Origin of the sequence: Paenibacillus sp. FSL M8-0212 (genome assembly GCF_038004645.1) — a bacterium.
Classification (GTDB): domain Bacteria; phylum Bacillota; class Bacilli; order Paenibacillales; family Paenibacillaceae; genus Paenibacillus.
This window is the reverse complement of record NZ_JBBORP010000001.1, coordinates 3,236,190-3,260,057: the sequence shown is the minus strand read 5'-3', so window position 1 is coordinate 3,260,057 and position 23,868 is coordinate 3,236,190. Positions and strand designations below refer to the sequence as shown.

The following is a 23,868-nucleotide window of genomic DNA, read 5'->3' as shown; positions in this document are numbered from 1 at the left end:
TTTCTATCAGTATAGACCCGAATTCAAGATTTCAACATCTCTTATTATCGGTAGATATCAACGATTTCCTTACTCAACAAGAGAACGGCCAATTGGCCGTTCCCTTGTTACAAATCCTTTACTGGAGCATATAAATGAGCAGTATCTTATTCAGCGCGAAGTTCCAGCAACGCATCGCGAAGCTCAGCAGCACGCTCAAACTGCAGGTTTTTGGCTGCATCTTTCATCTCTACCTCTAGGCGCTGAATAAGTGCCTGGCGATCTTTCTTCGACATCTTCTCGGCTGCGCCTGTAAGATAGTCTTTCTTGGATTCGGCAACTTTGGTTGCCTCAATCACATCACGCACTTTTTTGCGAATCGTCTGTGGTGTAATTCCGTGCTTCTCGTTGTACTCGATCTGAATCGCACGACGACGTTCTGTTTCCTTTATCGCCTTATCCATCGAATCCGTCACTTTGTCACCGTATAGAATAACGCGACCCTCGCTGTTCCGTGCTGCACGACCAATCGTTTGGATCAGTGAGCGTTCGGAACGCAGGAATCCTTCCTTATCGGCATCCAATATGGCTACCAAGGATACTTCGGGTAGATCGAGACCTTCCCGGAGCAAGTTAATTCCAATTAGGACATGGAAAACGCCTAATCTTAAATCACGTAAAATCGCCATCCGTTCCAACGTCTTGATCTCGGAGTGCAGATAACGAACCTTGATTCCAACTTCCTTCAGATAATCCGTAAGATCCTCGGACATCTTCTTCGTTAATGTTGTAATCAACACACGCTCGTCTTTGGCAATCCGGTCGTTAATCTCACCGATCAAGTCATCGATCTGTCCCTTCGTTGGACGCAGTTCAATGATTGGATCAAGCAGTCCGGTTGGACGGATAATCTGTTGCACCATCGTATCGGTATGCTCAATTTCATACGGGCCCGGTGTGGCCGATACATAGATGATCTGATCCATCTTGCCTTCGAACTCTTCGAATTTGAGTGGACGATTATCCAGCGCTGACGGCAGGCGGAAACCATGTTCAACCAATACCGTCTTCCGCGCTTGGTCACCATTGTACATTGCACGGATCTGTGGCAAAGTCACGTGAGACTCATCGACCACGATCAACATGTCATCCGGGAAGTAATCCATCAGTGTGTATGGGGTATCGCCGCGTTCGCGGAAAGTCAGTGGACCGGAATAGTTCTCAATCCCCGAACAGAATCCAACTTCCTTCATCATCTCGATATCGTACCGTGTGCGCTGCTCCAGTCGCTGAGCCTCCAGCAGTTTCCCCTGTTCACGCAACACTTCCAGACGCTCCTCCAGTTCACGCTCAATGTTCACCAGCGCAACCTTCATCGTCTCTTCTTGCGTTACGAAGTGAGACGCCGGGAAGATGGCAATATGTTCACGTTCGCCAATCAGTTCTCCGGTTAACACATCAATCTCCGTAATTTTCTCGATCTCATCACCGAACAATTCAACCCGAATTGCATGTTCACCCTTGGAGGCAGGGAAAATCTCAACAACATCCCCACGAACACGGAACGTCCCCCGCACAAAGTTAATATCGTTCCGCTGATACTGGATCTCTACCAGACGGGACAAAATCTGATTGCGCGGTTTCTCCATGCCTACCCGAAGGGACAGCAACATGCTTGAATACGAGTGCGGTGAACCCAAACCATAAATGCAGGATACACTCGCTACAATGATGACGTCCCTGCGTTCAAACAACGAACTTGTCGCTGCGTGCCGCAGTTTGTCGATCTCTTCATTAATACTTGAATCCTTCTCGATATACGTATCGGAGGACGGGATATATGCTTCTGGCTGAAAGTAATCATAATAACTGACGAAATACTCAACCATGTTATTAGGGAAAAAATCTTTGAACTCACTTGCAAGCTGCGCTGCCAACGTTTTGTTGTGTGCAATAATCAGCGTTGGACGTTGCAGTTGGGCTATCGTCTGGGCTATCGTAAACGTCTTACCCGTACCCGTTGCACCCAGCAGTGTCTGGTACCTCTTCCCCTCCTGAACACCCTTCACCAATTCTTTAATGGCTGCAGGCTGATCACCTTGGGGAGAAAACTCTGACTCGATTTCGAACGTTTTGTCGCTCATTATAATATCGCTCATTGCCGTATCTCACCCTATCGTCTAAAATAATAGTCACTATATATTGTCGAAGTTCCCCGAATTTTCATATGGGAAAACTTATAGTAATAGGAATATTTGTTCCCGTTTAATTATACCTCGTTCGTTTTAGTGATGCAAACGTGAAATGAAGATAGGAGTGGGTTAATTTATGGATATTGCGACACTTATCGGTATTATTGCCGGAATTGCCGCAGTCATTAGCGGTTTTTTGTGGGAAGGCGGCCAATTGTCCGGTCTCCTGCAAAAAACGGCTGCTTTAATTGTATTTGGTGGAACGATTGCTGCTGTGGTTGCCAGTTTCCCGGCGCATCGCCTTCGTACGATTCCAGCTGCCCTGCGTATGGCTTTTGGACGTAACAACAATGAATCAGGCTTGTGGGTCGAAGAACTGGTGGAGATGTCTTCAATCGCACGCCGCTCAGGTGTACTTGCATTGGAACGCAAGGTTTTGGATCATCCGCATCCATTTTTGCAAGACGGTATTCAGATGGTTGTTGATGGTACCGATCAGGATGTGGTTCGCCAGATCCTGGAGATGGAGATTGACTCCATTGAACAAAAACATGAGGGTTATGCCAAAATATTCGAATCCGCTGGTGGGTACGCTCCAACCATGGGGATCATCGGAACCGTGATGGGACTTATTCAGGTACTTGGCAGTTTGACCGATCCAACCGGACTCGGACCTGCCATTGCTGTTGCCTTTACCGCAACCCTGTATGGGGTCGCCAGTGCCAATCTTATCTTTTTGCCCATTGCCTCCAAGATCAAATCCAGAGGTGCCGATGAAGTGCAGACCATGGAAATGCTTCTCGAAGGTGTACTTGCCATTCAGAACGGTGAGAATCCCCAGCTTGTACGCAAAAGACTGGAGTCCTTCACCCTTACGCATCGTCAGCATATACGCCCCCTAGCAAAGGAGGGATTGGATGAGTCGGCGCAGTAAACGGCGCGGAAAACGTGAAACTATCGATCATCGGGATCGCTGGATGATTACTTATGCCGATCTCATAACTCTGCTTTTGATCTTTTTTGTCATCATGTATGCCATGAGCAATCTGGATTCCGGTAAATATGACGTCGTTACTCAATCGTTACAAAATACATTCAATGCGTCCGACTCTATCCTTGAGCTTGGTGAGGGACTTGGTGAGAAACCTGGTCAAACGATTACAGAGACTCCACCATCCGAGGTGCAGGGTGAAGATCCTTCAAAAGGTGAAGGAACCCCTTCCGATGCCGGAACTGCAACGCCAGATGATGATGACAAGCCCCTCACAGAACGGGAAGAACAATTCAGATCACAGGAGCAGGAATTGCAAAATCTGTTCAATGTGATTACCCAATATATCGAGGATAATAAACTGGAAAATCAGATTTTTGTTGCGGACAAGCCACAGGGCCTATCCATTACACTTAGTGACCGCTTCCTGTTTGATCAGGGCCAGGCCGCTCTAAAGGACGGTGCAGCACCAACGCTCAGTAAACTTGCCAGCCTGTTTCGGGATCTGAATACCGTTGTCAGCATCGAAGGACATACGGACAATATTCCGGTCGGGGCCAACTCCACGTACAAAGACAACTGGGAACTTTCCGGAGAACGCGCACTGTCTGTATTACGATTTTTTCTGGATACAGAGAAACTTAACCCGGACGGATTCCAGTATGCTGGATATGCGGATACTCGCCCAACGGGTGACAACACTACAGCGGCCGGAAGACAAAAGAACCGTCGGGTCGAAATAACGGTCCTGCGTCAACTCCAACCTTAATCATCTATATCTCACATAATGCATCATTTCTTATAAGCAAAAAAAGCATGTTCTAACTGAATTCAATTCAGCAGAGCGTGCTTTTTTTATGTCGTATTACCTTTATGCCTCTACACCTGGTTGGCTAGGGCGTAAAATCGCGGAGCCTACGGTCAGTAAAATGGCAGCCATGCCAAACAAAATCAATAGTGGCAGTGTGATATCCGACAATGTACCGCCAGCAGAGATCGTTTCCACCGCCTGAATCGCCCATTTCTGTGGAACGAAGTTGGCGAGCTTTTGCATATAATCCGGCATCAACGAGATCGGCCAGAAACAACCACCTATCATGCAGGTTGGCATAATGACAAGTGAATTCAGCATGTTGGCATTTTTCGGATTACGGATTAATCCTGCCACCGTACTTGCGATCCCCATGGAGACCAGCATGAATGCCGCCAATATCATGAAATGAATGCCAAAAGGAATGCCGGCATCATAATGCAACAGCCACCTGCTGACTCCTAGAACCATCACAATCTGAATCATGCCAATGACAAAGCTACCGAGGAAATTACCAAGCGCAATCTCATATGCACGGACGGGTGCCGTATATACTCTGGCCATCGTACGTTTCCTGCGATCTTCCATAATCACAGCCACTGCACTGGTCAGCAGCCCCATCATAAACATAATCGTAAATCCAGTCACATTGTTCAGGCCCCGCTTAGGATAGATCTGCAGATCCGTGACTTCACCAGCAACCTGATGCTTTCCTGTTTCCTGTAATAGCTGTTCAAACGGCTTCTGTATCTTCACCGCTATGTCATTCTCACTTGAGACACGACCCGCGGCCAACGTAACAGCTGAAGCAGATTGTTGCAATCCGCTCGTCAAACCTTCAACCGCCGCTCGTAGTGTATAGGAATCTTCACTTATACGCAGTTCCACAAGTTTAATTTCGGTTGGCTTTCCTTGTAACAGATCCTCCGTATAATGTGCCGGAATGATGATACCAGAACTTCCTTTTTGCTGAGCGATGGCTTCCTTCACTTCTGCTTCGTTTGTCATCGGCTTGAGCAGATACTCCTCTTTGCCAGCAAGTTCATGAATCATCCATGTCCCTACCACCCCTCCATCCTCGTTGACATAGGGAATAACAGTACGTGTACTCTGCTCGCTTCCAAATAGAGCAACCGCTCCTGTAACCACCAGGCAAGGCAGAAGCAGAAACGTAATGAAGCCCATTTTACGGCCAAGTGTACGTCTAATCATCAACCAGGCGATGTGTAGACTATTCATATCGGTATCCTGCCTTTCTATAGATCATTCCTGAGATGAACAGTAATACAGCGCATACCACGCCTAACATTAGAATGTTATATACAATCTCTCGTACAGGTGCATCCAGCATCATTCTCAGAAAACTCTGGAGTGCCCAGTGGTTAACCGTAAATTGGCTAAGCCGTTGTACAAAATCAATCGGAATGGGCATGAACCCACCGCTAATGAATGTCATGGCAACGATGATACCTTGTAAGGTTGCACTGGCCGATGCCGTGCTTTTGCATACCAATGCCACGATCACGCCAAGGGTCATGGATGCCAATGTGATACATACACAAGTGAGCACAATATACCAAGGATGCGTTCCCCAATCTACACCATAGAACCAATACGTCATAAGTATGATCGTTGTTGCTTGTAAGAAAGCGAGCAGACTATTACCTGCAATTTTGCCAGCGAAAATAACTCCATTGCCTATCGGCGCAGCCTGAAGGCGAATTAACGTTTTGTTATCACGCTCTCCAAAAAGGCTGGTACTTGTTGTCATGCCTGAGTACAACATGAACATCGCCAGCATGGAAGCTGCATAGTATTGGGAGGCACTATACGCCGTACCTGTCTTACCGGGATTAGTGACAGCAATAGAGGTGGAATTTGCCGTACCAGACTCCGAAGCAGAGGCCATGGCAGCAGTCACTTCCGGACCGAGCACTTTGGTAATCGCCATATGTCGGTTCCATTCATCCGTAAAACGTGTGAACAAAGTTTCACCCAAGGTATTAAGTGTGTTGTCCTTTCCTCGTATCCACTGTAACCTGGCCTCTTTCCCCGTCATCACGTTTTGCTCAAAATCCGAAGGAATCATTACAGCAAAGTCTAGCTTGCCGGTACGCAGCGAATGGACTGCCTCTTCTTCAGTCGTAAAGTTCTGCACCTTGACCATCTCAGCCACTTCCGGGGATTTAACGAATGTATCCAGCGCTTGATTAAGCGTACTTGATCCTCCACCAGATTCAGTGCTCAAATGGATGATTCCCACACGTACAGTATCCGGAATAACGTCATCCGCCGTCCCCATCGTACTGGAAAGTGCCGTGCCCAATATAAAAATCAGTAACAACGGCAAAATAAACAGGTTTAACACTACAGATCGAATCTTAAGATTACGCCTTAATTCAAAGATGCAAATATGCCATATATTCATCTCTTGTTCCCCCTAGTCCCGAAGCGTACGCCCGGTCAGATTGAGGAACAACGTTTCCAGATCGGGCTCTTCGACCTTGAGCGACTGAATGGATACTTCATGTTTGCTGCAAATGAAGAGCAGATCCTGGAGATCCTGCTGTGCCGAAGGCAGCGTAATGGTCAGTGTATTCTCTGAAACGTCTACCATCCGCACACGGGGGTGAAGTTTCAGTTCTTCCACGACGTTGGGACCAATACCGGAAGTGGAAAGCACTACTTTTTCCTCCGATGCTACTCGTTCTCTCAGCTCTGCTTCAGTCCCACAGGCAATAATTCGCCCCTGATCCATAATCGCAACCCGGTGACTAATCGCCGCCACTTCCTCCATGTAATGACTTGTATATATGATCGTTGAACCCATCTTGTTGAGTGTCCGTACCGATTCCAGAATATGATTCCGAGATTGCGGATCAATGCCAACTGTAGGTTCATCCATAATAATGAGATCCGGGCGATGTGTAATCGCACATGCGATGTTTAACCTGCGTTTCATACCACCAGAGAAGGTCGAGGGGGCATCTTTTGCTTTATCCTGCAACCCTACAAATTCAAGAGACTCCTGCACTCTTTCCTTGAGCAATTTTCCACGCAGTCCATACAGTCTGGCAAAAAAGGTCACATTCTCCGCAGCAGACATGGTTTCGTATAAAGCCAGATCCTGCGGAACGAGTCCGATCTTGCGCTTTACTTCAAGCGGTCGCTCTTTGACCGATATCCCATCTAATCTGATTTCACCCTGATCCATATTCAGGAGCCCTGCAATCATGCTGATGGTGGTACTTTTTCCTGCTCCATTGGGACCGAGCAATCCAAAAATCTCGCCTTTGCCAACACTAAGGTTCAAATGATCCACGGACAGCTTGCTGCCGTATCGTTTTACTACATGATCTACTTCAAGAATACCCATCCCTTTTACGCCCCTTTTCCGTTTCGGCCCTCGCCGCTGGATTTCATAATTTTATTGTAACGGTTCGCAATCTGTAGCGAAGGTACAAAAAGTCATGAATCGAAGGTGACTTAAGTCATCTCCTGATTCGAATGCTGCTTATGGTATAATCAAGGGCGCATTACCAAGAGATTTTCTACTCCACTTTTTATATAAAGGATGTCATTTACATATGCCGATGCGGTTTCTGCAATACGGATTAATTATCGTTCCAGCAGTACTGTACATGTTGATGCTGCCCTTGGAAAACGAAGCCATCTACACCCTGTATATCATCATCGCGCTTGGACTCTCCGTATGGAAAGATTTCAACCGTTCGAGTACACAGCAGTGGCTGTTACTTCTAGCCGAAATACTCTGGAGCTGTTGGCTGATTGCTTCGTATGGAACATTTATGGTATTCCTCTCTCTATCCGTGCTCTACGTGTATATGTACAGACTCGAGGGGAGCCGGAGGTGGTTGATGTTTGCGATTCAGCTTGTCGCTAACAATGTCGCTTTGCATTGGCATAATTCTGTCCCACAGACACCGCAGCCAGGGTTAACCACACTAAATACAACCGCCACTACATTACTCTCCGCAGAGACAACTGCGATAGTTCTTGGTAACCTGCTTCTGCTCATCACAGCGGCTCTGTCCTGGCAGGGATCAAGAACGGCGAGCAGCCGTGGACAACTGGAACAAGTCTATGACGAGCTCCGCAGTAAACATTACGAGCTACAAGAAGCGCGCGAACAGCTGCTACTATTTACAAAGCAACTTGAAGGAGTAGCTCAGGCAGAGGAACGCACTCGTATCTCCAGACAGCTTCATGATGATATCGGACACCGAATGATTCGCACCAAAATGATGTCGGAAGCCGCTTTGCTGACCCTCCCCCTGAATATGGAACAAGGAACGGAAATGGTGAGACAGATTCGCGATCAATTGGCCACCAGTATGGATGATATGCGCAGCACACTGCACAAACTGCAACCTAACTCCTATGCATCCGAAGCCTACTCGCTGGATCGTCTCCTAGAGGAATTCGGTAGAGACACCGGCGTAAAGACAAATTATGAAGTTCATGGCCTATCTCATGCGCTGTATCCCAGCATACAAATCGTTTTATTCAAAAATGCCAAAGAAGCCCTGACCAACGCACTGCGACACGGAAATGCTTCTTCGATCACAGTGGGGTTGGTATTCAGAGATCAGGAAGTCTGTATGAGCGTAAGTAATGATGGCATCATCCATCCCCATTCGTCTAAGGGAAGTGGCATAGGACAGGAAAGCATGCGTCTACGTACACAAATGGTGGGAGGAACGTTGGAGATCCAATCGGCTTTTCCGTATACAGTGATTACACGCATTCCAATAACGAACCCGATGGATATACTTTGAAAAAAGGAAGTGAGTTCTCATGCCCGAACAACTGAATGATATGAACAACAAGAATGATTCAGCCCAACCCCCACTTATTCGGCTGATTCTCGCCGACGATGACTACTTCATTCGCGAAAGCCTTAAAGTGTTGCTCGGACTGGGCTCCGGCATTACTGTTACAGGCACGGCCTCCAACGGGCAGGAAGCGTTGGCATTGCTTGAGACAGGGACGCCTGCGGACGTGGTCTTGATGGATATTCGGATGCCGGAATGTGACGGAGTTGAAGGTACACAGCGCATAAAGGCACGTTTTCCCGAAGTCCAGGTGCTCATGCTGACGACGTTTGATGACGATGAGTATATTATTCAGGCATTACAGAATGGCGCAAGCGGTTATTTGCTCAAAAATGTTCCACCCGAGCGGATCATTCAAGGCATCAAGACCGTACATAACGGCGATATGTTAATCCATCCGGATATTGCCCGCAAATTGGCAGGCTTTCTTCGTCCTGCTGCGATTCCCCTGACACAGAACCCAATCGAAGCCTATGGACTGACACGTATGGAGCTGGCGGTTGCCGAGGCCATATCGGAGGGGCTATCCAATAAGGAAATTGCCGCCAAACTGTTCCTCAGTGAAGGCACCGTCAAAAACTACGTCACGGATATTCTCGGCAAGTTGAGCTTGCGTGATCGAACCCAAATCGCCATCTTTATGTTAAAACAATAACAAAAAAGGTATTTCCCTTGCCTGCGACGGCTTTAGGAAATACCTTTTTCATTGCTTGATTTATGCAACATACTTCATCACGTATGCTTAGTGGTTACATCTCTATGGAACCTTTATCACTGGCCACAGGGGCTGGCGGTAACGCCAAGGGAGCTTCGTCCCTTTGTGGTTTTTTCAGACGGGCAAACAATTTGAGGTTGATGATATGGAACAGTGTCAGTGGACGTAACCGAATTGCCCAGACCTCGTGATTGTCCGGTGCCATAATGACCCCCAGCTGATGATGCTCCCCTTCATAGATCGCTCGTTGCATGAACTTGCTTTCTCCCTGGTGATTTCGTACCTCGAGCTTGCAAAAAGCCGGGTTCATCCGCAGAGCACGATGTAACTCTTCCGGCGAATGAACCAACTTACCATTCACCTTGTACAAGGTCTCTCCTGCTTCAATCCCCAAATCTGCAGCAGGACTCTCCGGAATAACAGCCAATACCTTCAACCCATGTTGCGGATGGACAAATACCGGACTGCGGTTTTGCTCTTCAAACGCGCTGTACCATACCAGAAATTCATGTCCAATAAATGCAATCAGCGCAGCAACCACCATGAGTGGAGACCACCATGCAGCAAGCAAACTGAACACAAGCAAAGTTGCCCCATATATCATCAACCGCTTGGATGAGATCTGTACCTTTTGTCCCGGAAGCATACTCTGCGTTATCTCACCAAATCCGAGCATAATCGGCAATGCAACCAGCATATAACTATGTCCTGCACTCATCAGTGGATTCCAAGCCAGTTCCGCGCCACTGCCTGTGACAGGGACAAGAATCAGTAGAGGAATGGCCCAGAACTGTTGCAGTTGATATCCACCAACCAGTTTCCCGCGTTTTCCCTCGAAGAGAAGCGGTGATGCCATCGATACCCCTTGCATGCGTACCAACAGGGCTTCACCCATATGTAGAAGCGCCGCCAGGACAAGCAGTGCAGGCATATCCAGTGTACGTAGCGTTTCCGTTACACTACCCATCCAACCCGATGGTTGCCAGCCTGAAGCCAGATTCAAACCAAATTGCAGCACACCCAGTAACCCTGCCGCATAAGCAAAGCACAGATACCGGATACGGAACAAGGATAGAATTAATGTTGCAGCCCATATGCATATCAGGCTTCCCAGTGTAAGATGTGCACCGAGGAATAGGGACACAATCGAGACGATGGTACCAATGAGTATGCCTCCGAGCACCGCTCGTATCGTCTGTGTTATCGAGCTTTGCAAACGAACATGGAACAATTTACGCTCCTGCAGTAACTGACGATGATAGATCAGCGCAATCAGGATCACCGCAATATAATAAAACGGCTGAATAAACAACTGCAACAAAGCTTCCCCTAATGTAGTTAACCACGGCCATACCCATTCCATTGTGGTCGGTCACCCCTCTCTTTCAGCCGGTTCAGAAAAAAAGAAGGCTGAAAATCAGCCTTCTTTATGGCTTCGACACAGCGGACGAAATATCCTTTGAGACATTTTCGATCGCGCGTTTCAGCTGTGCATCATATTGAGGATTGGCAATACGTTCAATCAGAGCCGCTTCCAGTGATTCAGCGGTTTTCTCGTCAATCTGGCCTGTAGCCTGAATGCCTTTTTGCTTCTGGAATGCCTTGACCGCTTCTTCCGTCTTCTGGTCGTAGTATCCGTCCACACGATCCGGTTTGAAATCGAGTCCTCTCAGCATCGTCTGCGCACTTTTCACATCCGTGCTATTACTGTCATATTTCAGTGGTAACTTCTCTTTATTAATCGGTGCCACCGAGAAATAATCCGGTTGGTCTACCGCAATATCCGGTTTGATTCCTTTTTCATGAATCCAGTCTCCGTTCGGAGTGAGCCACTTGGCAATGGTGATCTTCAGCAAGCTGCCGTCACCCATTTGCTTGTCATAACTCGTCTGCACGGTTCCTTTACCAAAGGAGTTTTCACCAATCAACTTAGCACCTGCTGACTGTTGTAATGCACCGGCCAAAATCTCCGACGCACTCGCACTGCCTTTGTTCATCAGGACTGTGACTGGATAAGCTTTGGCTGATCCATTGGACTTGCTTTGTTCCTTTTTGCCGTTCTTGTCTTCGACTTGCACAATAACCTTGCCTTTAGGAACAAACTGTTCAGCAATATCAATAACGACTTGCAATACACCGCCTGGGTCATTCCGTACGTCGATGACCAGACCTTTCATGTTCTGCTTCTCAAGCTTCGCCAACTCTTCCTTAAAGCGATCGCCTGTATTCAAAGAGAATTGAGTAATGGCAATAACGCCAATTCCGCCATCCTCCATGTGAGCATATACGGTCTCCAGATCAATGTCATCCCGTACAATGACAAATTCAATCAGCTCGGAAGATCCGGCACGTTTGACCTGTACCTTCGCTTCACTGCCCTTGGGACCTCTGATTTTGTTAACAGCCTTGTTCAGTTCCAAACCTTGCAAGGATTCGCCGTTGACCGACATAATCATGTCTTTTGCACGAATACCCGCTTTCTCGGCAGGGGATCCTTTGATTGGGGAAACAACAACAACGTTTCCATCCTGTGAGGATACCTCTGCGCCAATACCGGTAAATGAACCTTCGATCGACTCTTCAAACTGAGCAGCCGTTTCCTGCCCCATATAGTTGGAGTACGGATCACCAAGCGATTCCATCATGCCGTTGATCGCACCGTCAATCAATTTGGTCTGATCCACGTCTTTATAATAGTTGCTTGAGATCAAATCCATCGCAGTTTCAATCTTTTTCAAATCGTTCTTCTGCTGTGTATTGCCGGTTACACTAGCCAGCAAACCTTCGCCCGGTGTGGCCTGGCTCGCTATTCCCGGATACGTCATTAATACCAGGGTTAGCAAACTACCGCCAAGGAGACCCACAATGACAAGCAGTAGCGCCGATCTTTTCTTCATCATCCGTTTGTCACCGCCTTTAGTTTTGAAGCGTGTCCGATTCCATTGTTGCCAGAATCCATTCCCTGAACATGCCAGCTTATTATATGTCTAGCTTGTACGGAATATGTTTTTTCCATTCGAACGATGGAGCAATAATTACAAATAGTTCATCGGATTTACAGCGGTACCGTTGTCTCTCACTTCAAAGTGCAAGTGAGGTCCAGTAGAGTTCCCTGTATTTCCTGACTCAGCAATGGTATCCCCTTTGCTTACTGTGTCTCCCTTGCTGACTTTGAATCCACCTTCGCGCAAGTGACCATATAACGTCCATAGTCCACCGCCGTGGTCCACAATAACCGTATAACCATAACCGCTATACCATTCAGCCATGATCACGATTCCGCCAGAGGCAGCGTGAACTGAGGTTCCCTGTGGAACAGCAAAATCGACACCGGCATGCATTTTACCCACTACGCCCGTAATTGGATGGGTACGGGGGCCGAATCCAGAAGAAATACGTCCTCCAGATACCGGTCTTGAGAAGATACCATTACCGGATGAATACGTGACCTCACTGCTACTATCCGAACTCACTCTGGTAGGCGCCTTGGCTGCAGCTTTCGCCCGAGCCGCTGCTGCGGCTTTTGCTTTGGCTGCAGCTGCAGCCTGCTGTTCACGCAATTTATTTTTCTCTTGAAGAAGTGCCGAACGTTTGCTGGCAATCTGCATTAATACATCTTCCTGCTCTTGTGTCAGCTCTTCTGACTCTTCAATTTTAGCATCATATGAAGCGAGAAGCACTTGCTTTTCCGCTTCTTTTTCATTCAATTGGGACTTGCGCTGTTTCTTCTGTGCATACAGGCTCTTGGCTTCCGCATATTGCACATCCAATTCTGCTTTTTTGTCCACAACCAGTTGCTTGTCCGCTTTGTGCTCATCCAGCAGATGCTGATCCTGATCCACAATCGTTTTGAGTGAATCCGCACGGGTCAGGAAGTCAGTGAAGCTAGTAGAGGACAACAATACATCCAGATAGGATACAGCACCGTCCGTATACATCAGGCGCACACGTGACTCCAACAATTTTTCCCTTGCAACAATGCGTTCTTCTGCCGCTTGCAAATCTTTTTTTGTTGTACGGAGATCTTCCTCCGTGTTCTCGATCTGCAAGGATACACTCGCCAGTTCATCACTAACGACATTGATCTGTTCCATGACAACCTTCAGATAAGCGTTGGTTTTGTTCTTGTAATGCTGTGCTTCCTTTTTGTTGGAAGCCGCTTTTTTTTGCTCCTGCTTGGCAGAAGCTGCCTTGCTCTCCAGTTGCTGAATCTGTTGGTCAATATCGCTGATGCTACTCTTGGCATATCCGTCAGAAGGTTGAAGCGTCAAACTGGCCAATAACGTAAAGGCCAGCAGCGAAGCGGTTTTTTTCAAAATGATGATCCCCCATCCTATGATTTCACAAGAAAGCAACCTGCACAGGTGGTGAACAGCATGTTCTTTGCTTTCTTCAATCTTAAAAGACTCCGTCTTTCCTACATATCGTCAAACAGCGTCCATTAATGAACCTGCTTTACCATTCTTTTCGACATATTCTGCAATTCGATCGTTGAAAACAAAATTAAACGTTGAGTGATTTCCGAATGGACAGTGTACTTCCCAAAATACCTACCAGCACACCGAGTCCGATCAACAATGTTCCAAACAACAACCAGATTTCGCCCAGCGGAATCAAGTTAAGCATCTGCATGAAGACATCCTGACCAATCGTCTTCATCAACTGGCTGTATCCAACAAACAGCACCCCAACCGTAATGACCGAGCCAATAAATCCAATGAGTGCACCTTCAATAAAGAAAGGCCAGCGAATAAAGGTGTTGGTTGCGCCAACCAACTTCATAATTCCGATCTCCCGGCGACGTGCCAGAATCGTTACGCGAATCGTATTCGAGATCAGGAACATGGACATGAGACCCAGTCCCCCGACAAAAATAAATCCGATGTTACGAACAAGCTTCGTAAATTTGAACAACACTTCCACCGTTTCCTTGCCGTAGTTCACTTTCATGATTGGCTTCTCCGGGTGTTTTTCGTTCAAAGCTTCGATTTTTTGCGCCACAAAAGTGACGGTTTCCGGTTCAATGACCTCAACTTCAATGGTCTCCGGCAGTGGGTTGTTGTCCACATCGAAACCGCTAAGCACGTTATCTGCACTCTCTCCAAGACGCTCACGGAACTCCTTGAGTCCTTCTTCCTTGGAAACAAAACGAATCTCACTTACTTCAGGCATCGCGCTGATTTCTTGCTCCAGTGTGTTACGCAGGTTCTCGTCCACATTCAGTTCGAGGAACGTGCTGATCTCCACTTGGCTATCAACCTGATTCGCCATGGAGTTCACATTGAGCACCAACAGCATGAACACGCCAAGAATCAATAAGGACACAATGATGGACATGATGGAGGCCACGGACATCCAGCCGTTGCGGAATACGTTTTTGAATCCCTCCCGCAGATGGCGCAAGAGAGTACTAAAATTCATAACCGTATTCCCCTCTCATCTGATCCCGTACAATCTGTCCACGTTCAATGGCGATTACCCGTTTACGCATCGTATTCACAATATCTTTGTTGTGGGTCGCCATAACAATGGTTGTTCCCCGGAAATTAATCTCATCCAGCAGCTGCATGATACCCCACGACGTCTCCGGATCGAGGTTACCTGTAGGCTCATCCGCGATAATAACCGATGGGTTATTGACGATAGCCCGTGCAATGGCAATACGCTGCTGTTCTCCACCCGAGAGCTGCGAAGGTTCACGATTCGCCTTGCTGCGCAGTCCCACCAGATCAAGCACTTCCATCACTCGTTTCTTGATATGACGCTTCGGTGCTTCAATAACTTCCATGGCAAATGCCACATTCTCAAATGCTGTCATCCGTGGCAGCAGACGAAAATCCTGGAACACAACGCCGATGTTACGACGCACATAAGGAATCTTTCTTGGCTTCAACTTACCAATATTAAATCCGTTAATGGATATTTGTCCTTTGGTCGGAACTTCTTCTCTGTACATCAATTTCATAAATGTCGATTTACCTGCGCCGGACGGACCGACGATATAAACAAATTCATTGCGGTCGATCTTCACCGACACCCCTTGTAATGCGTGGGTACCATTGGCATAGGTCTTCCACACGTCCTGCATTTCTATCACATCATCACTTCCTGCTCGCATAGTTAGCCATTATCATTTCGACACAATCCCGGCATTTCCTTTAAAAAGACCTGAATTTCATCAGGAAAAATCCACTTCGTCCCTATTTCGTTGGTGAAGCATGGATTCATATGAAGTTTATTGTAACAAATTTGTTACCTATTGAGTACCCGAAAGTTTTCCTGCATTGGATCATATATATAGAAAGTGTTACAAAGTGCGGAACAACAGAAGTATAAAGGAGCGTACGGTTATGAAAAAAATACATGTGACGGTCATTGTTCTATTCTCCATCCTCTTGATCGGCTCCGCGTCTTATGGATTGCTGTATATGTACGTGAATCAACCTGCCCTGCCCAAAGATGTTCATGTTGGCGGTATGCTGGTGGAGGGGAAGAATCGCAAGAACGTATTGCATGAACTGCATGAACAGATCCAAAAGCTGGAGGACTGGCCTGTTACCTTTGAAGTGGCTGAACCCGACCCCCAGACGATGACGTATACCGCAGCTCAGGTGGGGGTGAGTTACAACGTTAACAGCTTGGAATCCGCGATACAGCAGCTGGAGGAAGGTAACTTATGGGAACGCGCTTATGCACGTTATCATTTTCCGAAAGAGTTCTCTCTGGATATGAGCTACGACTTACAGCCACTTCAAGAACATCTCAGCCCTGCCTGGGAAAAAGAAACCTTCGGTACACCCGCGGACGCTGTTCGCCGCATTACCACAAGTGACAAAGTTCAGTATATCCCGGAAAAGGGCGTCCGCCGGATTGATTGGGAAACACTCGGAAATCTCATTCAGACGAAGCTACACAAGGATTTCAGTGTACTGGGCCCGGATGAGAAACCTGCCCCATTGCTGATCCAGGTACCACTGTATACGCTGAAGCCTGAAGTAACCCTTGATTCGCTACGCCAGGAAGGCATTGACCGAAAGATCATCCAGTTTTCCACGGGTCTGGGCAATAGTAGTGAAGGCCGGATACATAATGTCAGCGCAGCGGCGGAAGCGATTAACGGCATGATTTTGCCACCAGATGCCACATTCGATTATGAGAAGATCATCCGTAAAGCGGAGAAGGATTATGGGTTTCGTGAGGCTCCGGTCATTGTTAATGGAAGACTAACCCCTGGAATTGGCGGGGGAATCTGCCAGGTATCCAGTACGGTGTATAACGCAGCGCTATTGACGGGTCTTGATATTATTGAACGTCGCAACCACTCCCTGCCGGTCAAATATTTGCCAAAAGGACTGGATGCCACCTTTGCCTCTGGAGCCATCAACTTTCGCTTCAAGAATAATACCGGAAAATCCTTGCTCATTCATGCAGAGGTGAAGAACCATCAATTGATGGTGAAATTTTTCGGCACATTCCCGGAGAATGTCAGCTATGCACTTGAATCTCGTACCATTGAAACATTAAGTGTTCCAGTAAAGTATGTGTCCAGTACTGTGCTGCCTGATGGTGCACAGCAGGTGCTGCAAGACGGACAGCCTGGATATATTGTCGAGACGGTAAGAACCAAGAGACTGGACGGCAAAGTGGTCGAATCCAAAACGATTACACGGGACACGTACAAAGCTCAGAATCGTCTGATTGCCCGATCCGGTCATAGCAGCCTGCCCGATCCACAGGAACCTTCTGTAGTCGAGGACGGGATTAGCGATACGAAGCAACCTTAATTTTTTTCAAAGCAACCGACAACTTACAGATCACGAAAGGGTACAAACATGGTCCTGCCGTAATTCATGGATAAGCATAAGCTGATCACACGAAAACAAAAAGACACACTTCACGTCCCTTTTGAGGATAAGCGAGAAGTGTGTCTCTACATTTTCAAGATAAGTTATTCGAGTTTTACGAATCTAAGATTAGCTTTAATACCGTAACTTATGGTTTACTGCATTACGGTTTAGTGACCGCCGGTGTATTCGCCTTGCTCTTCGCCTACAACCATCTTCTCTTTTCCCATGAAGAAGGAAGCGACCAACGCGAGTGCAGCCGGAATTACAGCCCAGGCAAATAACTGTACGATGGAAGAAGACAGGGCATGTGTGATGGTATCCAGCACCTGAGGCGGAATCGCCTGTCTGAGTTCTGGTGATAGCAACGCATGTGGATCGGTCAGATCCACTCCCTGGGGCACGCCACCCGCTGAAGCACCACCTGCTTCCGCAGCTGAACCAGCGAGAGCATCGTTCATTTTACGCGTAAATACCTGGCTCTGTACGATACCAAAGATCGTAATGCCCATCGTCATGCCGAGGGACCGCAAAAAGTTAAGTGTGGAACTCGCCGCACCGCGTCTTTGCGGTTCAAACGCATTCATGGCTGCATTGCTAAGTACGGAGAACGAAGCACCGACACCAAGACCAACCATCACCATGTAGATACGTATCGTCCAAAGGGATGAATTCTCATCCAACGTAGTCAACAATCCAAGTCCTATGACAAGCAGAGCCAACGTAGGGATCATGATATTGCGATACTTGATTTTGGTCATCAACACCCCACCCAGGGACGCCGTCACAACGGACCCAAGCATCATCGGCAATAGTACGAGACCGGAGTTGGTCGCTTTACCACCAAGTACCCCCTGTATAAAGATCGGAATGTACACGGATGCTGTAATGAACGCCGCACCACTGAACATACCAATAACGTTACTGGACCAGTAGACCCGGTTGCGGAACATGCTGAAGGAGATAATTGGTTCTTTGGCTTTTGTTTCTGCAAAAAGGAAGAGCAGCGCTAGTGCTACAAATCCGGCAAACAAGCCAAGAATCTGCCAGGAACCCCAGGCAAATGTTTTGCCGCCCAGTTCCAGACCAAAGATCAGGCACACAACAGCACCGATCAGCGTTACAGCACCCAGCCAGTCGATCTGTTGGGATTGATGCTGATGAGATTCCTTGTAGAAGAAGGCAATAAACACAAATGCAATCAAGCCTAGCGGCAGGTTGATGTAGAATACCCATTCCCATGTCGCATACTGGGTAATGTAAGCACCGAGCAGAGGTCCGAATACGCTGGACAGGCCAAAGACGGCTCCAAACAATCCACCCAATTTACCACGAGATTCTGGTGCAACGACATCAAACATGATCGTAAAGGCAATCGGCACCAAGGCCCCCGCACCAATACCTTGAATCGCTCTGTACATCGTCAATTCCACAATAGACGTTGCCGTTCCGCACAGCGCTGAGCCAAGCATAAACACAATAATACCAAATACAAAAAACTTCTTCCGTCCATACATATCGGATAGCTTACCGAATATCGGCATCCCTGCCATCTCAGCCACCATGTACGCGGAGGTAACCCAGACGAACTTGTCGAGCCCACCCAGCTTCCCGACAATGTCCCCCATAGCTGTTGCCACGATGGTGTTATCCATCGAAGCCATAAGTATGCTGAGCAGTAACCCTGCCAGCACCAATCCAATACTGTTTTTACGTGCAACCATTGTACTCAATCTCTCCATTCACGCTCTATTCATATGACTGCATTAGTATATCCGAAAAGAAGTTTTCGTTAATCAGTCCAAGGACCGATTGCTTTGCAGCAAAACTTCCGATTGCGGATGAATTTGCAGAGATGAACGGTATTCCACTGTACCAATCCGGCAGCCAGGACCGATTTTTATTTTATCGCCACGGACAATCTCGGCTTCCGTATTCTCTAATTCAATGTCGTCACCTTCGATAATCTGCGCTTTGAGAATTGATTTATTCCCCGTAAACAAGTCATTCAACCGGCCACTCTTCACCGAGATGATGGAACCGCCCATTTCTTTGACCTCGGATGGACCCATGATTTTGAGCGTCATGTGTTCAGCGCTGAGCATCCCCGCTATCGTCAAACGCCCGTTCAGCTTGATATTTTCTGCCTGACAATCCCCTGACAGATGAAGTTCGCCTACCACTTTTATATGCTCAGCTTTGGCATGCAGGCCAGATGCCTGGATTCCATCCTCAACATCGTTGCTGGCCTCTCGCTCTTTCAGTGTAAGGGTGCCGGTAATTTTAATATCTGTGGATTCAAGCGATCCGTATATGACCGATGTACCCGTACATTTGAATCGATCACAAGATAGATTGTCGTTAAAGGACGCGTCCCCTACGACCTTGATCTTGCCGTACACGCCACCAGAAGAACTGCCATCACCAACGATGCTGATATCCATTTTTTTGTCTAATGAACGCCCAGGATTGTTATTCATGTCGATCCCATCCCTTTCTCTCCATATCCAAACTTTAAATTCGCTGACTGCTGCCCACCTTGGCATCCTGATCTATCTCAAGTTCACCTGAATACTCGACAAGCCTGATGTTACAGCCGCGACCGATAAAAATGTTACTCCCCCGAACAATGTCAGCTTCGGTATCTTCCAGCACAATCTCATCACCCTCAATTAAGGATGTCTTAAAAGAAGGGGTCCCGCCCAGACCAATACTTTTCCAAAATCCATTCTGTTGTTCCTTGCGACGAATATCGATACGCTCTCCGCCAATCTCTTTAGCCGAAGAAGATGTATGCAGCCTGATCTCCACTGTTCCCGCATTCAGTAAGCCGCTGATCTTAATATTGCCTCGTACATTCAGGGACTCACATTGGACATCCCCTTCAATATCGATCACACCGCCAATATCAATTCGTTCCCCATCCACTCTTCCACGTACGGTACACTTTCCGTTCACTTCAAGCTCAGGGCTATGGAGATCTCCGTTAATCGTCGTCATGCCATCCACCCGAACACGAGAACTGGTCAAAGGACCGTTCAACGTACACATGCCGTTAATCGTTGCACTCTCGGAGCTCAAAGCGCCGTGCATCTTCAATGTTCCATTTACTTCCATAGAGGTGCAGTCCAGGTTGCCGTTCACCTTAGCCATACCATCAATAGATACACGGTGAAAATTCCCGCCTGCCGTTTGACTTATGCCCGCCACATTCAGATCATTCCGCTTATTTCGTTCTTCCATAGATGATCCTCTCCTTATCCCAATTTGAGTTTTAATTCTTCCATAAATGTTCCCATCGGCTGCCTAAGAACCACTTTCACACCATTGTCAAAATAAAACTCCGTTCCTGCTATTATCAGCATGAATGAAGGAACACCCATCTTACGAATAAGCACGAGTTCGCTGGGTTTGCCTGTAAAACGATAATAATGTTCGGACATCACTTCAATCAGCAACGCACCCTCTTGCCGAGTAATATCTCCGCTCATTAACAGCTTATCAAGGACGTAGAGCATCATAATCTGTTCCAAAGCATACAGCGGTTGTTCCCGACCTGCTTCTTTCAACAGATCCAGCGAGATTTGTGAAACAATGTTTCGATCTAACAGTTGTTGTGGAGACATTTCCACTTCACCCAACGTAGGTGAGAAGACGTCTGCCAGCTCATCCAGCGATAATCCGTCTTTCATATTAAGAATCTTGTCAATGCGCAGTAAAATCTGTTGTTTTGGAAAAAAGGTCTCTTGTCCGGTGTAGGACGACTTCCGAATGAACCATTCTTCCGGAATGAGATTTTTCCGCTTCCAACGGTATAACTGGCCGTATGAGATTCCTGTCAGGTCCAACAATTCTTTCTTGGAGATCAAATCATCCGTCATATATGGTCCCCCTTTTTATTGAAATGAGTGTAACATAACATTGTTACGTTGTAAACTAATCTTGGTATTGCATTGATTAAGCAATGCGTATAACCTGTTACATATAAACACTTTGGAGGCCTAGGCATCCGATTTCCATCCCATCGTCTCATGTCAGAACACGTGGTTAACGAACTTATGAAAGGGGTTTCTTATACTCATGGCACTTATTAAATGTGATTTTTACTCGGATACGCTCGGGCTTAGCACCAGCATGCATGTCATTCTGCCGCAACAAACCCACAATCAGATCGGTATGGAGAATGTGACCGGCAAAGGAATGCACCCAACCCTATACCTGCTGCACGGTCTGTCTGATGATGATTCCATCTGGCTGCGCCGGACTTCCATTGAACGTTATGTAGCTAACCTCGGGATCGCTGTTGTTATGCCACAGGTACATCGTAGCTTCTATACGGATATGGTGGAAGGTGGAAAGTACTGGACGTTTATCAGTGAGGAACTGCCAGCACTCGCTCGCTCTTTCTTCCCATTGTCACCAAAGCGTGAGGATAACTTCGTTGCAGGTTTATCCATGGGTGGTTATGGTGCGTTCAAGCTAGCCCTTCGTAAACCAGATCAATATGCGGCTGCTGCCAGTTTGTCTGGAGCACTCGATATGTCTGCACATATGGATAGAAATGCATCCTCAGCATTACAACAGACGGAGTTACAGCGGATTTTCGGACCCGAGGTGACAGGTACAGAGAACGATCTAATCCATCTGTTAAAAGAAAATCAATCTAGCGAAAGTCCTCGACCTTTGCTCTACCAATGTTGCGGAACGGAAGATTTCCTGTATGAGGATAATCAAACCTTCCGTCAAGCCTGTGAACAGACGAACTTCGAACTGACATACGAGGAAGGGCCTGGTGAACATGAGTGGGGCTACTGGGATGCCAAGATCCAGGATGTATTGAAATGGTTGCCTTTGCCCAAACGGGACTAGCGGAGCATAAGGAGCTACTGAAGATAAAGAAGGCTGGTACTCCGATGACAGAACAACCTCCTTCCGTTCGCAGTTGAATTGAATATATTTAAAGCATATCGCTGTAAAACACAAAAAGCAGGCCGCTGAGAACAAAGTTCTCTGGCCTGCTTTTTTTATTGTACTGTCGTATCTGTATGGTAACCTATCGTAACCGTGGCATTAACCGCGGTTCGTAATCCATTGCTCGGTAATCTCCAATACCTTCTCACTACGTCCAATGGCTTCAGCCACTTGACCCGAAGCTGTTCCGCCGTAAACATTACGAGCGTTCACTACCGCTTCCGGTTGCAGCACGTCATAGATCCGGTCATCGAACAGTGGTGAGAACTGACGGAATTCATCAATCGTCAGATCCAGCAAATACTTGCTGTTCTGGATGCAGTACAGCACTGTTTTACCAATCACTTCGTGTGCCTGACGGAAAGGCAAACCTTCGCCCACGAGGAAGTCGGCAATATCCGTAGCGTTGGAGAAATCCTGGTTGACCGCTTGACGCATCCGATCTTTGTTCACTGTCATTGTTGCGATCATTGGAGCGAACAGTTGCAATGCACCTTCCAGCGTCGCTACAGTATCAAACATGCCTTCTTTGTCTTCCTGCATGTCTTTGTTGTATGCCAGTGGAAGAGATTTTAATACTGTCAGCAAACCAATCAGGTTGCCGTACACACGTCCTGTTTTACCACGAACGAGTTCAGGAACGTCCGGGTTTTTCTTCTGAGGCATAATGCTGCTGCCTGTGCAGAACGCATCGTCCAGTTCAACGAAACCAAACTCTGTGCTGCTCCACAGTACCAGCTCTTCACTCAGACGGGACAAGTGAGTCATGATCAGCGAAGCTGCTGCCAGAAACTCAACGATGAAGTCACGGTCGCTTACTGCGTCCAGACTGTTCTCGTACACGCCATCAAAGCCCAATTGTTCCGCGACAAAATGACGGTCAATCGGGAATGTTGTGCCCGCGAGCGCACCTGCGCCCAGTGGCAGGATGTTAATGCGTTTGTAGCTGTCCATCAGACGCTCAGCATCCCGTTGGAACATGGATACATACGCCATCAGGTGATGGGCGAACAGAATCGGCTGGGCCCGTTGAAGATGCGTATAACCCGGTACGATAGTATCGAGGTTATCTTTCGCTTGTCCAATCAGTGCTTCCTGCAAGGAATGCAACATGCCTACAAAGCCAACCACCCGCTCGCGCAGGTATAGGTGCATATCCGTTGCAACCTGGTCGTTCCGGCTACGGCCTGTATGTAGTTTACCGCCTACAGGGCCAATCGTTTCGATCAGGTTTTTCTCAATATTCATGTGGATGTCTTCGTCCGATACGGAGAATTCCACTTCACCTGCACGGATTTTGTGCAAAACGGTGATCAGACCTTCTTTGATGGTCTCTACATCTTCCGCCGGAAGAATACCGCATTTGCCCAGCATCGTCACATGGGCCAGACTGCCCTGGATATCTTCCTCAGCCAAAGCTTTGTCAAAATTGATCGATGCCGTATATTCCTCAACCAAATGATTGGTTTGTTTTGTAAAACGTCCTCCCCACAGCTTGCTCACAGTGAG

The 23,868-nt window shown here is 47.4% G+C and carries 20 protein-coding genes; 6 read left to right on the top strand and 14 right to left on the bottom strand.

The window, feature by feature from the left end; translation table 11 throughout:
- Positions 1-146: 146 nt before the first annotated feature.
- Entirely contained in the window at positions 147-2,138 is a 1,992-nt protein-coding gene (gene uvrB / locus MKX68_RS14390; protein WP_091013102.1) for an excinuclease ABC subunit UvrB, read from the bottom strand.
- Between the two features lie 169 nt (positions 2,139-2,307).
- Here uvrB and MKX68_RS14385 point away from each other — a divergent pair, with 169 nt between their 5' ends.
- Positions 2,308-3,105: a flagellar motor protein gene (locus MKX68_RS14385; RefSeq protein ID WP_340912503.1), complete on the top strand. Its 798-nt coding sequence runs from the start codon at positions 2,308-2,310 to the stop codon at positions 3,103-3,105.
- On the top strand, positions 3,089-3,931 hold the full coding sequence (locus MKX68_RS14380; RefSeq protein ID WP_339788591.1) for a flagellar motor protein MotB: 843 nt from the start codon (positions 3,089-3,091) through the stop codon (positions 3,929-3,931). The genes MKX68_RS14385 and MKX68_RS14380 overlap by 17 nt, the downstream gene beginning before the upstream one ends.
- Positions 3,932-4,033: 102 nt before the next feature.
- Here MKX68_RS14380 and MKX68_RS14375 read toward each other — a convergent pair whose 3' ends face one another.
- Genes MKX68_RS14375 through MKX68_RS14365 form a run of 3 tightly spaced genes read right to left on the bottom strand, consistent with a single transcriptional unit; the run spans position 4,034 to position 7,349 of the window.
- A complete protein-coding gene (locus MKX68_RS14375) occupies positions 4,034-5,212 on the bottom strand; it encodes an ABC transporter permease (protein WP_340912500.1) in 1,179 nt (392 codons plus the stop codon).
- On the bottom strand, positions 5,205-6,401 hold the full coding sequence (locus MKX68_RS14370; RefSeq protein WP_339788587.1) for an ABC transporter permease: 1,197 nt from the start codon (positions 6,399-6,401) through the stop codon (positions 5,205-5,207). The genes MKX68_RS14375 and MKX68_RS14370 overlap by 8 nt, the downstream gene beginning before the upstream one ends.
- 12 nt (positions 6,402-6,413) lie before the next feature.
- Positions 6,414-7,349: an ABC transporter ATP-binding protein gene (locus MKX68_RS14365; protein ID WP_339788585.1), complete on the bottom strand. Its 936-nt coding sequence runs from the start codon at positions 7,347-7,349 to the stop codon at positions 6,414-6,416.
- A 211-nt stretch (positions 7,350-7,560) separates the two neighbouring features.
- Here MKX68_RS14365 and MKX68_RS14360 point away from each other — a divergent pair, with 211 nt between their 5' ends.
- On the top strand, positions 7,561-8,772 hold the full coding sequence (locus MKX68_RS14360) for a sensor histidine kinase (RefSeq protein ID WP_340912495.1): 1,212 nt from the start codon (positions 7,561-7,563) through the stop codon (positions 8,770-8,772).
- 40 nt (positions 8,773-8,812) lie between these two features.
- Positions 8,813-9,484 (top strand): response regulator transcription factor, encoded by a 672-nt coding sequence (locus tag MKX68_RS14355; protein ID WP_340912493.1) that lies wholly within the window; start codon positions 8,813-8,815, stop codon positions 9,482-9,484.
- Between the two features lie 94 nt (positions 9,485-9,578).
- On the opposite strand, the gene MKX68_RS14350 is transcribed toward MKX68_RS14355, so the two are convergent.
- From MKX68_RS14350 to ftsE, 5 genes are all read right to left on the bottom strand, one after another.
- Entirely contained in the window at positions 9,579-10,907 is a 1,329-nt protein-coding gene (locus MKX68_RS14350) for a PDZ domain-containing protein (protein WP_339788576.1), read from the bottom strand.
- Between the two features lie 64 nt (positions 10,908-10,971).
- Positions 10,972-12,444 carry a S41 family peptidase gene (locus tag MKX68_RS14345; protein ID WP_289390471.1) on the bottom strand — a complete coding sequence of 491 codons (1,473 nt, stop codon included), beginning with the start codon at positions 12,442-12,444 and terminating at the stop codon, positions 10,972-10,974.
- Positions 12,445-12,579: 135 nt separating this feature from the next.
- Positions 12,580-13,860 (bottom strand): murein hydrolase activator EnvC family protein, encoded by a 1,281-nt coding sequence (locus MKX68_RS14340; protein WP_036612408.1) that lies wholly within the window; start codon positions 13,858-13,860, stop codon positions 12,580-12,582.
- 187 nt (positions 13,861-14,047) lie between these two features.
- On the bottom strand, positions 14,048-14,965 hold the full coding sequence (gene ftsX / locus MKX68_RS14335; protein WP_091013078.1) for a permease-like cell division protein FtsX: 918 nt from the start codon (positions 14,963-14,965) through the stop codon (positions 14,048-14,050).
- Entirely contained in the window at positions 14,955-15,641 is a 687-nt protein-coding gene (gene ftsE, locus MKX68_RS14330; protein WP_024631580.1) for a cell division ATP-binding protein FtsE, read from the bottom strand. Before ftsE ends, ftsX begins: the two co-directional genes overlap by 11 nt.
- A gap of 253 nt (positions 15,642-15,894) precedes the next feature.
- Between ftsE and MKX68_RS14325 the strand changes: the two genes are divergently transcribed.
- Positions 15,895-17,328, top strand: a complete 1,434-nt coding sequence (locus MKX68_RS14325; protein ID WP_340912488.1) for a VanW family protein — start codon at positions 15,895-15,897, stop codon at positions 17,326-17,328.
- 230 nt (positions 17,329-17,558) lie between these two features.
- On the opposite strand, the gene MKX68_RS14320 is transcribed toward MKX68_RS14325, so the two are convergent.
- The 4 genes from MKX68_RS14320 to MKX68_RS14305 all read right to left on the bottom strand — a co-directional run bounded on the left by MKX68_RS14320 (position 17,559) and on the right by MKX68_RS14305 (position 21,269).
- Complete coding sequence (locus MKX68_RS14320; RefSeq protein WP_338588675.1) at positions 17,559-19,112, bottom strand: MDR family MFS transporter; 1,554 nt, start codon at positions 19,110-19,112, stop codon at positions 17,559-17,561.
- A 72-nt stretch (positions 19,113-19,184) separates the two neighbouring features.
- Positions 19,185-19,868, bottom strand: coding sequence for a hypothetical protein (locus MKX68_RS14315; protein ID WP_340912485.1), 684 nt, complete (start codon positions 19,866-19,868; stop codon positions 19,185-19,187).
- 34 nt (positions 19,869-19,902) lie between these two features.
- Positions 19,903-20,631, bottom strand: coding sequence for a polymer-forming cytoskeletal protein (locus tag MKX68_RS14310; RefSeq protein WP_340912484.1), 729 nt, complete (start codon positions 20,629-20,631; stop codon positions 19,903-19,905).
- Between the two features lie 14 nt (positions 20,632-20,645).
- Positions 20,646-21,269, bottom strand: a complete 624-nt coding sequence (locus MKX68_RS14305) for a YhbD family protein (RefSeq protein WP_340912481.1) — start codon at positions 21,267-21,269, stop codon at positions 20,646-20,648.
- A gap of 199 nt (positions 21,270-21,468) precedes the next feature.
- Here MKX68_RS14305 and MKX68_RS14300 point away from each other — a divergent pair, with 199 nt between their 5' ends.
- Complete coding sequence (locus MKX68_RS14300) at positions 21,469-22,257, top strand: alpha/beta hydrolase (RefSeq protein WP_340912479.1); 789 nt, start codon at positions 21,469-21,471, stop codon at positions 22,255-22,257.
- Positions 22,258-22,458: 201 nt separating this feature from the next.
- Here the strand turns inward: MKX68_RS14300 and argH are convergent, their stop codons facing one another.
- Positions 22,459-23,862 carry an argininosuccinate lyase gene (gene argH / locus MKX68_RS14295; protein ID WP_036612430.1) on the bottom strand — a complete coding sequence of 468 codons (1,404 nt, stop codon included), beginning with the start codon at positions 23,860-23,862 and terminating at the stop codon, positions 22,459-22,461.
- Positions 23,863-23,868 lie beyond the last annotated feature (6 nt).

Bases quoted from the DNA above. Each gene is read 5' to 3' on its own strand.
- MKX68_RS14350 (WP_339788576.1), bottom strand. From the start codon at position 10,907: ATGGAATGGGTATGGCCGTGGTTAACTACATTAGGGGAAGCTTTGTTG.
- MKX68_RS14360 (WP_340912495.1), top strand. From the start codon at position 7,561: ATGCCGATGCGGTTTCTGCAATACGGATTAATTATCGTTCCAGCAGTA.
- MKX68_RS14300 (WP_340912479.1), top strand. From the start codon at position 21,469: ATGGCACTTATTAAATGTGATTTTTACTCGGATACGCTCGGGCTTAGC.
- uvrB (WP_091013102.1), bottom strand. From the start codon at position 2,138: ATGAGCGATATTATAATGAGCGACAAAACGTTCGAAATCGAGTCAGAG.
- MKX68_RS14315 (WP_340912485.1), bottom strand. From the start codon at position 19,868: ATGAATAACAATCCTGGGCGTTCATTAGACAAAAAAATGGATATCAGC.
- MKX68_RS14365 (WP_339788585.1), bottom strand. From the start codon at position 7,349: ATGGGTATTCTTGAAGTAGATCATGTAGTAAAACGATACGGCAGCAAG.
- MKX68_RS14355 (WP_340912493.1), top strand. From the start codon at position 8,813: ATGAACAACAAGAATGATTCAGCCCAACCCCCACTTATTCGGCTGATT.
- ftsX (WP_091013078.1), bottom strand. From the start codon at position 14,965: ATGAATTTTAGTACTCTCTTGCGCCATCTGCGGGAGGGATTCAAAAAC.
- MKX68_RS14370 (WP_339788587.1), bottom strand. From the start codon at position 6,401: ATGAATATATGGCATATTTGCATCTTTGAATTAAGGCGTAATCTTAAG.
- MKX68_RS14325 (WP_340912488.1), top strand. From the start codon at position 15,895: ATGAAAAAAATACATGTGACGGTCATTGTTCTATTCTCCATCCTCTTG.
- MKX68_RS14310 (WP_340912484.1), bottom strand. From the start codon at position 20,631: ATGGAAGAACGAAATAAGCGGAATGATCTGAATGTGGCGGGCATAAGT.
- MKX68_RS14305 (WP_340912481.1), bottom strand. From the start codon at position 21,269: ATGACGGATGATTTGATCTCCAAGAAAGAATTGTTGGACCTGACAGGA.
- MKX68_RS14380 (WP_339788591.1), top strand. From the start codon at position 3,089: ATGAGTCGGCGCAGTAAACGGCGCGGAAAACGTGAAACTATCGATCAT.
- MKX68_RS14345 (WP_289390471.1), bottom strand. From the start codon at position 12,444: ATGATGAAGAAAAGATCGGCGCTACTGCTTGTCATTGTGGGTCTCCTT.
- MKX68_RS14320 (WP_338588675.1), bottom strand. From the start codon at position 19,112: ATGGTTGCACGTAAAAACAGTATTGGATTGGTGCTGGCAGGGTTACTG.
- MKX68_RS14375 (WP_340912500.1), bottom strand. From the start codon at position 5,212: ATGAATAGTCTACACATCGCCTGGTTGATGATTAGACGTACACTTGGC.
- MKX68_RS14385 (WP_340912503.1), top strand. From the start codon at position 2,308: ATGGATATTGCGACACTTATCGGTATTATTGCCGGAATTGCCGCAGTC.